Raw genomic sequence first — 13408 nt, 5'->3', positions numbered from 1 at the left:
TCACAACGACGCCCTTGCCTCCGGCTCGGAGTTAGCACCACCTCTTCCTCCAGGGGACTTTCACCCCCAAGCAATCGCCCATGCTGGGCGCACCATGCGAAAGGGCCCCGGGTTAGCACCCGGGGCCCTCGGCGTCCGCTAACGCGGCAGGTCAGCCGACCACTACCTCGGCGCCCGGCCCGGTGACCGAGCCGTCCTCGCCGATCACGATGCCCATCTCCTCGCCGATGCGCATGGCCTCCTCGATCAGGGTCTCCACGATCTGGGCCTCGGGGACGGTCTTGACGACCTTCCCCTTGACGAAGATCTGGCCCTTGCCGTTGCCGGAGGCGACCCCGAGGTCGGCCTCGCGGGCCTCGCCCGGCCCGTTCACCACGCAACCCATCACGGCCACCCGCAGCGGGACGGGGAAGTCCTTCAGCCCGGCGGTGACCTGCTCGGCCAGCGTGTACACGTCCACCTGCGCGCGGCCGCAGGACGGGCACGACACGATCTCCAGGCCGCGCTTGCGCAGCCCGAGCGACTCCAGGATCGCGATGCCGACCTTGACCTCCTCGACCGGAGGCGCCGACAGCGACACCCGGATCGTGTCGCCGATGCCCTCGGCCAGCAGCGCGCCGAACGCCACCGCCGACTTGATCGTGCCCTGGAACGCCGGACCGGCCTCGGTCACGCCCAGGTGCAGGGGGTACTCGCAGGCCGCGGCGAGCCGCCGGTAGGCGTCGATCATCACGACCGGGTCGTTGTGCTTGACCGAGATCTTGATGTCTCGGAAGCCGTGCTCCTCGAACAGCGAGCACTCCCACAGCGCCGACTCCACCAGCGCCTCGGGGGTGGCCTTGCCGTACTTCTCCAGCAGCCGCTTGTCCAGCGAGCCGGCGTTCACCCCGATCCGGATCGGCACGCCCGCGTCGGTGGCGGCGCGCGCGATCTCGCCGATCTTGTCGTCGAACTTCTTGATGTTGCCGGGGTTCACCCGGACGGCCGCGCAGCCCGCGTCGATCGCCGCGAACACGTACTTGGGCTGGAAGTGGATGTCGGCGATGACGGGGATCGGCGACTTGCGCGCGATCGCCGGCAGCGCGTCGGCGTCGTCCTGCGACGGCACGGCGACCCGGACGATCTGGCACCCGGACGCGGTCAGCTCCGCGATCTGCTGGAGCGTGGCGTTCACGTCGGCGGTGAGGGTGGTCGTCATGGACTGCACCGACACCGGCGCGTCGCCCCCGACCGGAACGTTCCCGACCATGATCTGCCGGGACTTGCGGCGGGGCGTGCTCGTACCCTGCGCCCCCTGCCCGTCTTCGCCGCGGACATTAGGCATTCCCAGTGAAACGCTCATCCCTCTCCTCTTACTTGCGGCCCCGTACAAAGCCTAAGCGCCCGCCGGGGCTGACTCGACGGCACCCGGTACCGAACAGTGTGACCGTTCGGTGACACTCCGTAAACATCTGATGTCACTTCGGCAGCTGGAGTGGATTGAACACGTCGGCGAGGATCAGCAGCACCCCGAATCCCACCAGCAGCAGGACGGCCAGATAGGTCAGCGGAAGCAGCTTGGTCATGTCGACCGTGCCCGGGTCCGGCCGCCCCCGGATCCGGTTGACGCCCGCGCGGGCCCGCTCGTAGGCGACCACGGCGAGGTGCCCGCCGTCCAGCGGGAGCAGGGGCAGGACGTTCAGCGCGCCGAGGAAGATGTTCACCGAGACGACCAGCGACAGGAACAGCGCGACCTTGTCCCGGGTGGTGTTGTCGGAGGAGAAGATCTGCCCGGACACCTCGGTCGCGCCGACGACGCTGCCGACCTGGCCGCCGGGCGTGCTCTCCCGCTCGGGGGAGAACAGCTTCGGTATCGCGGTGGGCAGGTCCGCGGCGACCGTGCCGATGCCCTGGACCGTCCGGCCGATGCCGCTGCCGGCGAACCGCGCCGCGTCCACGGGCCCGGTCCGGTCGTAGGCCGCGCCGACGACCTTCGCGGAAACGCCGACGAACGGTTCCCCGCCCACGTCGGCGAGGGTGATCGGCAGGGTCAGCCGCCCGCCGCCGGGCCGCTGCACCACCACCGGGACCGTCTCCCCCGGCTTCGTCCCCCGGATCGCCGCGGTGAGGTCCTGCCAGTCCGCGACCGGGGCGCCGTTGAACGCGACGATGCGGTCGCCCGCCTTCAGCCCGGCCCGCGCCGCCGGGCTGGGCGGGCGGCCGCCGCCGCAGGCGTCCTGCATCGTGGCGGGCACGCACGGCGAGACCGCGTCGACGGTGCTGGTCACCGTGCCCGGCTTCGGCACGCCGATCGTCATCGCCATCGCGAACAGCAGCACGAACGCGAACGCGAAGTTGGCGACGACGCCGGCCCCGATGACGATCGCGCGGCGGCCCGCGGGCTGCCGGTAGAACGCGCGGGCCCGGTCCGCCTCGTCGATCTCCTCCAGCGGCGTGTAGCCGACGATCTTGACGAAGCCGCCCAGCGGGATCGCCTTCACGCCGTACTCGGTCTCGCCCCGGCGGGTGGACCACAGGGTCGGCCCGAAGCCGACGAAGTACTGCGTGGCCTTCATCCCGAACCGCTTGGCGGTGAGCAGGTGGCCGCCCTCGTGCAGCATCACCGACGCCAGCAGCGCGACGACGAACGCCACCGCGCCGAGCAAGAAGGCCATCGGGTTCCCCTCGGTTCGTTCCCGGGGGTTCCCGGGTCAGCCGGTTCCGGTCAGTTCCCTGCTCCTGGCCCGCGCCCACCCGTCGGCCGCGAGGACGTCGTCCAGCGTCAACTCCCCGGGGGTGCCCGAGCCGTGCTCCTCCACTACCCGCGCGACGGTGTCGACTATCCCGAGGAACGGGAGCCGTCCCGCGCGGAACGCGTCCACACATTCCTCGTTCGCGGCGTTGTAAACGGCCGGCACCGTCCCGCCCAGCTCGCCGGCGCGGCGGGCGAGCGCCACCGCGGGGAACGCCTCGTCGTCGAGCGGGAAGAGCTCCCAGGTGTGGGCCTTCGCCCAGTCGATGCCGGGGGCCGCGTCCGGGACGCGGTCCGGCCAGTCGACGCCGAGGGCGATCGGCAGCCGCATGTCGGGCGGGCTCGCCTGCGCGAGCGTGGCGCCGTCGGTGAACTCCACCATCGAGTGGATCACCGACTGCGGGTGCACCATGACCTCGATCCGGTCCATCGGGACGTCGAACAGCAGGTGCGCCTCGATGACCTCCAGGCCCTTGTTGATCAGGGTCGCGGAGTTGATGGTGACGACGGGGCCCATGGTCCACGTCGGGTGGTTCAGCGCCTGCTCGGGGGTCACCTCGCCCAGCTCGGCGCGGCTCCGGCCGCGGAACGGGCCGCCGCTCGCGGTCAGCACGAGCCGCCGCACCTCGTCCGCGCGGCCGCCGCGCAGGCACTGGGCGAGCGCCGAGTGCTCGGAGTCGACCGGGACGATCTGCCCGGGCCGCGCCCGCTCCTTGACCAGCGGGCCGCCCATGATGAGCGACTCCTTGTTGGCGAGGGCGAGCGTCCGGCCGGCGTCCAGCGCGGCCAGCGTCGAGGCGAGGCCGAGCGCGCCGGTCACCCCGTTCAGGACGACGTCGCACGGCCAGGCGGCGACCTCGGCGACCGCGTCCGGCCCCGCGACGATCTTGGGGATGGCGAAGTCGCCGGTGGCGTAGCCGCGCCGCTTGGCCTCGGCGTAGAACGCCAGCTGCAGGTCCTGCGCGGCGGACGCCTTCGCCACCGCGACGACCTCGGGTGCGAACTCCAGCGCCTGCTCGGCCAGCAGCTCCACCCGTCCGCCGCCGGCCGCGAGGCCGGTCACCCGGAACCTGCCGGGGTTGCGCCGGACCACGTCCAGCGCCTGGGTGCCGATCGAGCCGGTGGAACCGAGCACGACCACCTCGCGGGCGGCCGTGTTCGCGCTGTCGGTGCTTGAGGGAGACATCACCGCTCCATTGTCCGGCATTCCCCCGCCCAGGTCTGCCCCGCACCGCAGGCGCGCCGCGCTCAAGCACGCCGCGTTCGGGCACGACCGGCCGGCACGACCGGCGGGCGCGCCACATTCAGGCACGACCGGCCTGCACGACCGGCGGGCGCGCCGCGTTCGGGCGCAGGCGGCCGGTACGGGCGGCGGGCGCGGTCAGTGGGCGAGGGGTAGGCGGAGGACGAGGCGGGCCCCAGTGCCGGCGGCGACGTACACGCGGCCGCCGTACGCGACGGCGACCTCCCGCGCGATCGGGAGGCCGAGGCCGCTGCCGCCGTCGGCGCGGCTGCGGGCCGTGTCGAGCCGGGCGAAGCGGTCGAAGACCCGGTCGCGGTCGGCGAGCGGGATGCCGGGGCCGTCGTCGCGCACCTCGACGACGGCGTCGCCGCCCCGGGCGCACACCGAGACCTCGATCCGCGCGACCGCGTGCCGCTCGGCGTTGGCCAGCAGGTTGCCCACGGCCCGGCCGACCCGGGGCCCGCTGGCCTCGACCGTCACGCCCGGCTCGACCCGGACGGTCGTCGGGACGGGCGGGGAGCGGCGGGCGACCTCGGTCTCCACCAGCCGTCCGAGGTCGAAGCGGTCCCGGTCGGGGGCGTCGCCGGAGTCCAGCCGGGCGAGGATGAGGAGGTCTTCGACGATCCGGTGCAGCCGGTCGATGTCCGCGAGCGCCCGCCGGAGGCTGTCGGCGTCGGCGCGGTCCGGCTCGTCCAGGGCCAGTTCGATGCGGGTGCGCAGCCCCGTGAGCGGCGTGCGCAGCTCGTGCGAGGCGTCGGCGATGAAGGAGCGGCGCTGGACCGTCACGCGCTCCAGCCGTTCGAGCAGCACGTTGACGCGGCCGGCGAGCCGCTCGACGTCGTCCCCGGTGGGCGGGACGCCGACGCGGTCGCCGGGGCCGGTCTCATCGAGTGCGGCCAGGTCCTGCTGGAGCCGCCCCAGCGGCGCCAGCGCGCGGGCGGCCGCGCGGCGGGCGTCCCGGGCGGCGAGCGCGGAGGCGGCGGCGGCCAGCGCGGTCATGACGGCCGCGAGCACGCCCGGCCTGCGGACGCCGCCGAGCAGGTGGAGCACGGCGGCCGCCGCGGCGACCGCGGCCGCCGGCAGGAGGCCGGGCACGCCGGCGGCGTCCGGCGTCACGGGTACGGGGCGGTACCTGCGCGGCCGGACGGACGAGGTATCACCGTTCCGTGCCGACATGTCTCCTTTGTACGCACATCGGCTCCAATCGACGGCAAAGCACCCGGACGGTGATCGCATAAGCCTGGTCTGCATACGCCACGGCCGAGGCGGCCCCCTCACGGCCGCGCGCGGGGCGCATAGTCCGTCCCCTCCCGGGCGGGCGATCGACACGAGAGGCTTTGCCGCCCTTTTCACGTTCGGTAACGGTGCCAACACCCTGCCCCGCTTATAAAGGAGTCACGTGAAGGCGACTCCCGCCAGGGGGATGGAACATGGGCCAGACAGGCGAGCCGACGGTGGACCCGGGTGGGCTGACCGAAGCCCAGCTCCTGGGCGACGCCTGCGTCGTCTGCCGCAAGAAGTGGCCCCGGCCGCGCGTCCGCGTCGGCCGCCTGCCGGACTCGTCCGGGGTGTTCGCGTGCGACGAATGCGCACCCGCCCCGCCGGCACCCCGCCCGCGGCGGGGATCTGGGGAGCCGCGCACGGACGCCGGACGGCCGGTCGGAGAGCCGGCGCCGGCGAGGACGGCGGGCCTCGCGTCCGTCGTCGTGGAGGTCTCTCCAGGGAGAAGGGTGACCCGGGCGTTCGGGGGGAAGCCCGGGACCACCCGGCAGGCGCGCCCGGCTGGGGGCGGCCGGGCGCGCCGGAGAGACCTCTAGCCGCGGGCCACCGCCCCGGTCAGGGCTTGGCCTGCGGCTTCTTCACCGACTCCGGGTGCGTCGCCTCGATCCACACCCTGGTCCACTCGGTGTAGTCGGTGCAGTCGTTCCCGTCCGACCTCCCGCCGCACGCCTTCGACGGCGCGTGCGCGAAAATGATCTTGTCGAGATGGCCGCGGTCGCCGACGTGGTAGGCGGCGCAGAAACCGGACCTGAGCCGGTCGCCCGAGCACGCCTGCGGGTTGGCGGGCGCCACCCCGGTCCACTCGGCGACCTGCTGCTGGACGTCCGGCGACGCCGTCCACTGCAGCCACTGGTACATGCAGTTCGGGTGCTGGGCGCGGGCGCCGATCATCCACGCGTCCATCCAGCCGGTCGCGCCCTCGGCGGGGACGACGCCCCGGACGGGCCGGCCCGCGCGGCTCAGCACGTCGACCTGGTAGGGCCACGCCTGGCCCAGCACGGCGCGGCCGCCCGCGAACGCGCTGACCGCGTCGGCGGGCAGGTCCCAGTACTCCCCGACGTGCGGACGCTGCTTCGCCAGCACCCGCCCGGCGGCGGCGAGCTGCTTCGGCGTCAGCGAGTACGGGTCGCGGATCTTGAGCTTGCGCTCCCTGCCCTTGAGGTAGAGCGCGGCCTCGGCGATCGCGAGCGGGCTGTCGCGCATGACGATCCGGCCGGAGTAGCGGCGGGCCTGCGCGGGATCGAAGATCGCGGCCCAGCCGGCGGGCGGCGGCACGGTGCGGGTGTCGTACATGAGCAGGTTCGAGCCCCACACGTACGGGATGCCGTAGTGCTTGCCGTCCCGCTCCAGCAGCCCGCGGAGCTTGGGTTCGAGCTTCTTGTACCCGTCCACGAGATCGGTGTTGACGGGGACGACCTGGTTCTCGGCGATGAGCCGGCCGGCGACCTCGGGGGGCGCGGCGACGCCGTCGTAGCGGCGGCCCGGGTCGCGCATCAGGCGGGCCATCTCCTCGGGCGTGCGCGCGACTTTCAGCCCGACCTTGCAGCCGGTGCGCTCCTGGAAGGGGGTGACCCAGTCGACGCGCGGGTCGGTGCCGCCGCTCTCGATGGAGCCGGGCAGCGCGACGAGGTTGAGCACCCCCTCGCCGGGGCCGAGGGTGGTCGCGACCTTGGCGACGCCGACCGGCTCGCCGCCGTCGTCGCTGCAGCCGGCGAGGACCCCCGCGGCGACCGCCGCGGCCGCCAGCAGGGCGCCCGCCGCCCTGGCGCGCGCCGTGGTGACCCGTGCCGTGGCCGTCCGCCGCATGTCGCTCCCGATCCGTGCCCCGGGCCCTCCCCCTCGCGAACGGGCCCATCGGCGCAGCGTAGCGCGTCCGGCCCGGCGGGACGGCGGGTACCCGCGGGGCGCGGGCGCGGGCGGACGCGCCCCGCCGCCATTCCGGTGGCGCCGGCGGGCCGCCGCGATCGGATCGCCGGTTTCCCGGCCCTTTTCCCTACGGCGGGCCGTGGAGCGGCGGCCAATTACCGATGATCGCGACCGGGGCGCCCGCCCGCCGCGTTTCCAAAAGGTAAGAATGACCTGACCATTGCCGCACCATTATGTGCGGCTTTTCGGACGGGTCCGCGACGGAGAAACCGCCGCGGCTCCGGGGGAACGGCGGGTGCTGGCGTCCGCGCCATACACGGAGGGTGCCGGAGAGGGATATGGCGCGGGCTGCCGTCCGTCCCGGGGCCGCGGCGGCACCGGCGGGCGTGGCGAGGGTGGGGAACAGCGGATCACCGTGCGGTGCTGCCCGGCCACGCGATCACCGGTGCCCGGCCGAACGGCGACGGTGTGACGCCCTCGATACGGCGGAGGTTCGAGGGACGCCGCACGTCCGGCCGGGTGTCGCGGGACGGCCGCGAACGGCCGTGGTCGAAGGGGGCGGGCCGCGGTGCCGGCGGCCGCCCCGGTGCGGCCCGCGCGACCACCTCGATCCGCGCGATGAGCCGCTGCGGGGTGTCGGCCTCCAGGAAGTCGCCGACGTCGCGGCCGGCGGGCGGCAGCGCCCACCAGTGGCCGGTGCACAGGCCGAACCAAATGGTCCAGCCCGGAAATCGCCTTCCCAGTGCGTCCGCCTCCGCGGCGTGGTCGCCTGCGGTCATAGCGCGGCTCCCTTGACTGCCGACCCTGACTTTTCAATTTCGCCTCAATTAATTGAGACAGTCAGATTGTGTCGCCGTACACAGAGCGCGTCAATGGGTGTTGGCATTATTCGCGCGGCAGCGAGAGAAAAAAATCAACGACGAAATTCAGTGTCCGTGGGAAATTCCCGAACGCGCGGGTCCGCGCATGCGGGCGCTCGTTCGGACGCTCGTCAGCCGCTGGTGGGGAAGCCCAGGTTCTTCTGGAAGCGGCGCGCCGCCCCGCCGTCGCTGGTGAAGATCGCCGTGCCGTTGCCGTACGGGTTGGCGGCGATCAGCTCCATGGCCGCCTCGTACGAGCCGGCCCGCACGACCGACAGCACCGGGCCGAAGATCTCGTCCTTGTAGGCGTCCATCTCTCGGGGGTGACGTGGTCGAGGACCGTCGGGCCGAGCCAGAACCCGCCGCCGGCGCCGCCGAGGACGTCGGGGTCGCGCCCGTCGACCGCCAGGGTGGCGCCCTGGGCGACGCCGGAGTCCAGGTAGGAGACCACCTTGTCGCGGTGCGCGCCGGTGACGAGCGGGCCCATCTCCGACTCGGGATCGTCGCCGGGGCCGACCTTGAGCCTGCCGACGCGCTCGCGGATCCTCGCCATCAACTCGTCCCCGACCAGGTCCACGGCGACGATGACGGAGATCGCCATGCACCGCTCCCCCGCCGAGCCGAACCCGGCCGACACGGCGGCGTCGGCGGCGAGGTCGAGGTCGGCGTCCGGCAGCACCAGCATGTGGTTCTTCGCCCCGCCGAGCGCCTGCACCCGCTTGCCGTTCGCCGCCGCGGTCGCGTAGACGGACCGGGCGATCGGGGTCGAGCCGACGAAGCTGACGGCCTTCACGCCGGGGTGGTGCAGCAGCCCGTCCACGGCGGCCCTGTCGCCGTGCAGGACGTTGAACACCCCGTCCGGCAGGCCCGCCTCGGCCCACAGCTCCGCCGGCCGGACCGACGCCGACGGGTCCTTCTCCGACGGCTTGAGGACGAACGTGTTCCCGCACGCGATCGCCACCGGGAACATCCACATCGGCACCATCGCCGGGAAGTTGAACGGGGTGATCCCCGCCGCGACGCCGAGCGGCTGCAGGATCGAGTAGGCGTCCACGCGGGTGGACACGTTCTCCGAGAACCCGCCCTTGAGGAGGTGCGGGATGCCGCAGGCGAACTCGACGACCTCCAGGCCGCGGGCCACCTCGCCGGCCGCGTCCGAGACCACCTTGCCGTGCTCGGCGGAGATCAGCCGCGCGATCCCGTCCCGGTGCGCGCTGACGAGTTCGCGGAACCGGAACAGCACCCGGGTGCGCTGGGAGAGCGAGGCGTCCCGCCAGCCGGGGAACGCGGCCCCGGCGGCGACGGCCGCGTCGACCTCGTCCCGCCCGGCGAAGTCGACCGCCGCGGCGCGGCGACGCGGCCCGACGCGGGCTCGTAGACGTCGCCGCGCCGCGCGGACCGCCCGTCGAACGGCTTGCCGCCGATCCAGTGCGTGACGTGCCGGGTCATGCGGCGTCCCGGTGCACGCTCTCCAGCGCTGCGATCAGGATGCCGAGGCCCTCGGCGGCCTCGGCGTCGGTCAGGGTCATCGGCGGCGCCATGCGCACCACGTTGCCGTACAGGCCGCCCTTGCCGATCAGCAGGCCCCGCTCGCGGGCCGCCTCCATCAGCGCGGCGGCGAGCGGCGGGCTCGGCTCGCCGGTGCGCGGGTCGGCCAGCTCGACCGCGAACATCAGGCCCTTGCCGCGCACCTCCGCCACGATCGGCAGCCGGGCGGCGGCGCCGCGCAGCCCGCCGATGATCGTCGCGCCCTGCCGCGCGGCGTTGGCCTGCAGGTCGTGGTCGAGGACGTAGTCGAGCGTCGCGTTCGCCGCGGCCATCGAGACGGGGTTGCCGCCGAACGTCGAGATGCCGAGAGCGGGCAGCCCGTCCATGAGGTCGCCGCGCGCGACGACGCCGCCGACCGCGAAGCCGTTCCCGAGGCCCTTGGCGAACGTCATCATGTCCGGGGTCACGCCGTGGCCGGAGATGCCCCAGAAGTTCTCGCCCGTCCGCCCCCAGCCGGTCTGGACCTCGTCGGAGATGAACAGGATGCCGAACTCGTCCAGGACGCCCTTGTAGGCGGCGAACAGGCCGTCCGGCGGCATCGTGAAGCCGCCGACGCCCTGGATCGGCTCGGCGATGAGCGCGGCGACGTCCCCGCCGGTCGCGGTGGCGAGCACGTGCCGCAGGTCCGCCGTGCAGGCGTCGATGTACTGCTCGTCGGACATGCCGGCGAACTGCGGGAGGTGCCGGTCGGCGCCGTGCAGGAAGTGGACGTCCAGCGGCGAGAACGACAGGTTCCGCCAGGCCCGGTTGCCGGTGACGCCCGCCGCCGCGAACGACCGGCCGTGGTAGCTCTGCCGCATCGCGAGGACCTGGTCGCTGCGCCGCGCGTACGCGGCGAGCAGCAGCGCCGTCTCGTTCGCCTCCGTCCCGGAGTTGGCGAAGAAGACCTTCGCGTCCGGGATGCCGGACAGCCGGGCGATCTTCTCGGCCAGCTCGACCTGGCCGCGCAGCAGGTAGGCGGTGGAGGTGTGCACGACGCCGGTGGCGAGCTGCCGCTCCACCGCGTCCCGCACCTCGGGGACGTCGTAGCCCAGCATGTTCGTGAGGATGCCGGTGAAGAAGTCGAGGTAGCCGTTCCCCTCGGCGTCGGTCACGCGGGCGCCCTTGCCGCCGGCGATCTCGATGGGGTCCGAGTAGTTGAGCGCCATCCAGGACGGCATGACCGCCCTGTGGCGCCGGAGCAGGTTCGCGTGTTCCGACATGCCCCAAGTCTCGGCGGTGCGGACGGCCCTGGCCACCCGCAGAGTGTCACGACCGGGCGCCTCCCGTTGACGGTCTGCTCGCGGCGGGTACCGCCCCGATATCATCGCGGCGATGCTGCCCACCGTCGACGACGTCCTCCAGCTCGACGCGGTCCGCCGCGGCCAGCCGCACGTCGTCGCGGGCGCGGACCGCACCGGCAACCGCGTCCGCTGGGTGCACGTCGCCGAGGTCACCGACATCGCGCACCTGCTGCACGGCGGCGAACTGGTGCTGACGACCGGGATCGCGCTGCCGGACGAGCCGGAGCGGCTGCGCGCCTACATCGCCGACCTCGCCGAGGTCGGGGTCAGCGGGCTGATGATCGAGCTGGGCCGGCGCTACGCCAGCGTGCTGCCGCCCGCGCTGGTCGCCGCCGCCGAGGACCACGGCCTCCCGGTGGTCGTGCTCGCGCACGAGCCCGCGTTCGTGGACATCACCGAGGCCGTGCACGCCCGGATCGTGCGCGAGCAGTTCGCGGAGCTGCGCGCCTCCGAGCGGCTGCACGAGATCTTCACCCAGCTGTCGGTCGAGGGCGCCTCCACCGACGAGGTCGTCCGGCAGGTCGCCGCGCTCGGCGGGCACCCGGTCGTGCTGGAGAACCTCGCCCACCAGGTCCTGGCCGCCGACGCGGGCGGCGCCGACCCGGCCGAGCTGCTGTCGGCGTGGGAGACCCGGTCGCGGGCGGTGCGGCCCGGCCGCCGCACCGGCTACGACCCGGTGTCCGGCTGGCTGGTGACGATGGTCGGCGCGCGCGGCGAGGACTGGGGCCGGCTCATCATCGACCTCGGGGCGCCGCCGTCGCCGCGCGAGACCGTGCTGATCGAGCGGGCCGCGACCACCCTCGCGCTCGGCCGGCTGCTGGACCGGCACGCCGAGAGCGTCGAGCGGCAGGCGCACGGGACGATCATCGCCCGGATCCTCGCGCACGCCTACTCCGATCCGCAGGAGGCCGCGGCCCGCGCCCGCGCGCTCGGCGTGCCGCTGGCCGGCCGGCGGCTGCTCGGGGTGGTGCTGCGGCACCGCGGCCCCGGCTCGCCCGCGCCGCCGGCCGGGGAGCTGGCCGCGCTCGCCGAGAGCGCCGCCGCGGCCTGCCGGGGCGCCCGCCTCGCCGCGCTCGTCGGCGTGCTGGACGAGGGCGGCCCGCACGCCCGCGTCGGCGTCCTGGCCTCGCTGCCGGCCCGCGCGGACGCCGAGACGGTGCTCACCGAGGTGGCCACCCGCGTCCGCGAGCGGTCCGGCGGCACGGTGCTGGCGGCCGGGTCGGTGGTGGAGACGATCCAGGACGTCCGGCGGTCGTTCCTGGAGGCCGAGCAGGTCGCCGACGTCGCCGCCCGGGGCTCGGGCGCCCGCCTGTTCTACCGGCTCCCCGACCTGCGGCTGCGCGGCCTGCTGCACCTGCTCCGCGACGACGCCCGCGTCCAGACGTTCGTCGAGCGGGAACTCGGGCCGCTGCTGGAGTACGACGCGCAGCGCGGCAGCGACCTCACCCGCATCCTGGAGCTCTACCTGGAGTCGGGCCGGAACAAGGCGGTCGCCGCCCAGCAGGCGCACCTGTCCCGGCCCGCCTTCTACGAGCGGCTGCACCGCATCGAGCGGGTCCTCGACGCCGATCTCGACGACGTGGAGTCCTGCGTGTCGTTCCATGTCGCCTTGCTGGCGTTGAGCTCCGTCCGGTGGGAACGGCCCTGACCGATCCGTGCTCTGGCCGGTGAAGGACGTCCGGCACGAGCCGCGCCCGCATACGCTTCACTCCATGACGGACGCGGCGTTGCATGTGCATCGATATGGAGACCCGGCGGGAGAACCCGTCGTCCTGCTGCACGGGGTGACGGGGCACGGGGCGCGGTGGCGGCGGACGGCGGAGGCGTACCTGGCGGACCGGTCCGTCCTGGCGCCCGACCTGCGCGGGCACGGGCGGTCGCCGCACGAGCCGCCGTGGACGGTCGAGCGGCACGTCGCGGACGTCCTGGCCCTGCTGGACGCGGAGGGCGTCGAGCGGGCCGACCTCGCCGGGCACTCCTACGGCGGGATGATCGCGCTGCATCTGGCGCGGACGGCGCCGCGGCGGGTCCGGCGGCTGCTGCTGCTCGACCCGGCGATCGGGCTCGCCCCGGCGGACGCGGCGCGCGAGGCCCGCGGGTACCTGTCCCCCGTGACGTTCGCCGATGTGGCGGAGGCCCGCGCCAGCCTGGCGGCGCGCTGGTCGGGGGCGCCGGCCGACATCGTCGATGAGGAGGTCGCCGAGCACCTCGAACCGTCTCCGGACGGGCGCATGCGGTGGCGGTTCGAGCCGGCGGCGGTGGTGACCGCGTACTCGGAGATGGCCCGCCCCCACCTGACCCCGCCCGCGGACCTGCCCACCCACCTGGTCATCGCGACGCGCGCCGACCTCGTCCGGCCCGAGTTCGTGGTGGACTGCCGCGCGGCGCTCGGCCCCCGCCTCGTGATCAGCGAGATCGAGGCCGGGCACATGCTCTACGTCGACCGCCTGGAGGAGACCGGGGAACTGGTCGCCGGCTGGCTCGGCGGAGCAGACGCCGACCAGTGACCAGCGGCACCCTCAGCGGGGTGCGCAGGCCCGCCGGCGTGGCAGACGACGTGGGGCTACCGCGCCGGCAGCCCTGCGGCGCGGTGGCC

The 13408-nt window shown here is 74.1% G+C and carries 9 protein-coding genes and 1 pseudogene; 2 read left to right on the top strand and 8 right to left on the bottom strand.

Annotated elements, in window-relative coordinates; all coding sequences use genetic code 11:
* Window positions 1-151: 151 nt before the first annotated feature.
* The 8 genes and pseudogenes from ispG to ABZ806_RS12085 all read right to left on the bottom strand — a co-directional run bounded on the left by ispG (window position 152) and on the right by ABZ806_RS12085 (window position 10731).
* Window positions 152-1342, bottom strand: a complete 1191-nt coding sequence (gene ispG, locus ABZ806_RS12120; protein WP_500216916.1) for a flavodoxin-dependent (E)-4-hydroxy-3-methylbut-2-enyl-diphosphate synthase — start codon at window positions 1340-1342, stop codon at window positions 152-154.
* Between the two features lie 115 nt (window positions 1343-1457).
* Window positions 1458-2654 carry a M50 family metallopeptidase gene (locus tag ABZ806_RS12115; protein ID WP_500216915.1) on the bottom strand — a complete coding sequence of 399 codons (1197 nt, stop codon included), beginning with the start codon at window positions 2652-2654 and terminating at the stop codon, window positions 1458-1460.
* Window positions 2655-2690: 36 nt separating this feature from the next.
* Window positions 2691-3938 (bottom strand): 1-deoxy-D-xylulose-5-phosphate reductoisomerase, encoded by a 1248-nt coding sequence (gene dxr, locus ABZ806_RS12110; RefSeq protein WP_500216914.1) that lies wholly within the window; start codon window positions 3936-3938, stop codon window positions 2691-2693.
* A gap of 174 nt (window positions 3939-4112) precedes the next feature.
* Window positions 4113-5150 (bottom strand): sensor histidine kinase, encoded by a 1038-nt coding sequence (locus ABZ806_RS12105; protein ID WP_500216913.1) that lies wholly within the window; start codon window positions 5148-5150, stop codon window positions 4113-4115.
* Window positions 5151-5810: 660 nt separating this feature from the next.
* A complete protein-coding gene (locus tag ABZ806_RS12100) occupies window positions 5811-7061 on the bottom strand; it encodes an ABC transporter substrate-binding protein (RefSeq protein WP_500216912.1) in 1251 nt (416 codons plus the stop codon).
* A 470-nt stretch (window positions 7062-7531) separates the two neighbouring features.
* Window positions 7532-7900, bottom strand: coding sequence for a hypothetical protein (locus ABZ806_RS12095; protein ID WP_500216911.1), 369 nt, complete (start codon window positions 7898-7900; stop codon window positions 7532-7534).
* 233 nt (window positions 7901-8133) lie between these two features.
* Window positions 8134-9430: pseudogene (mmsA, locus tag ABZ806_RS12090) on the bottom strand (CoA-acylating methylmalonate-semialdehyde dehydrogenase); the annotation flags it as partial.
* The gene (locus ABZ806_RS12085) at window positions 9427-10731 is read right to left on the bottom strand and encodes an aspartate aminotransferase family protein (protein WP_500216910.1); all 1305 of its coding nucleotides are present in this window, start codon (window positions 10729-10731) and stop codon (window positions 9427-9429) included. The gene ABZ806_RS12085 and the pseudogene mmsA, both read right to left, overlap by 4 nt.
* Window positions 10732-10843: 112 nt before the next feature.
* Here ABZ806_RS12085 and ABZ806_RS12080 point away from each other — a divergent pair, with 112 nt between their 5' ends.
* The gene (locus ABZ806_RS12080; protein ID WP_500216909.1) at window positions 10844-12460 is read left to right on the top strand and encodes a PucR family transcriptional regulator; all 1617 of its coding nucleotides are present in this window, start codon (window positions 10844-10846) and stop codon (window positions 12458-12460) included.
* A gap of 64 nt (window positions 12461-12524) precedes the next feature.
* The gene (locus ABZ806_RS12075; RefSeq protein WP_500216908.1) at window positions 12525-13319 is read left to right on the top strand and encodes an alpha/beta fold hydrolase; all 795 of its coding nucleotides are present in this window, start codon (window positions 12525-12527) and stop codon (window positions 13317-13319) included.
* Window positions 13320-13408: the final 89 nt, after the last annotated feature.

Origin of the sequence: Spirillospora sp. NPDC047418, from assembly GCF_040643275.1 — a bacterium.
GTDB lineage: Bacteria > Actinomycetota > Actinomycetes > Streptosporangiales > Streptosporangiaceae > Spirillospora.
Note: the sequence above shows the minus strand (reverse complement) of the source record. Positions and strands in the feature narration are given on the sequence as shown.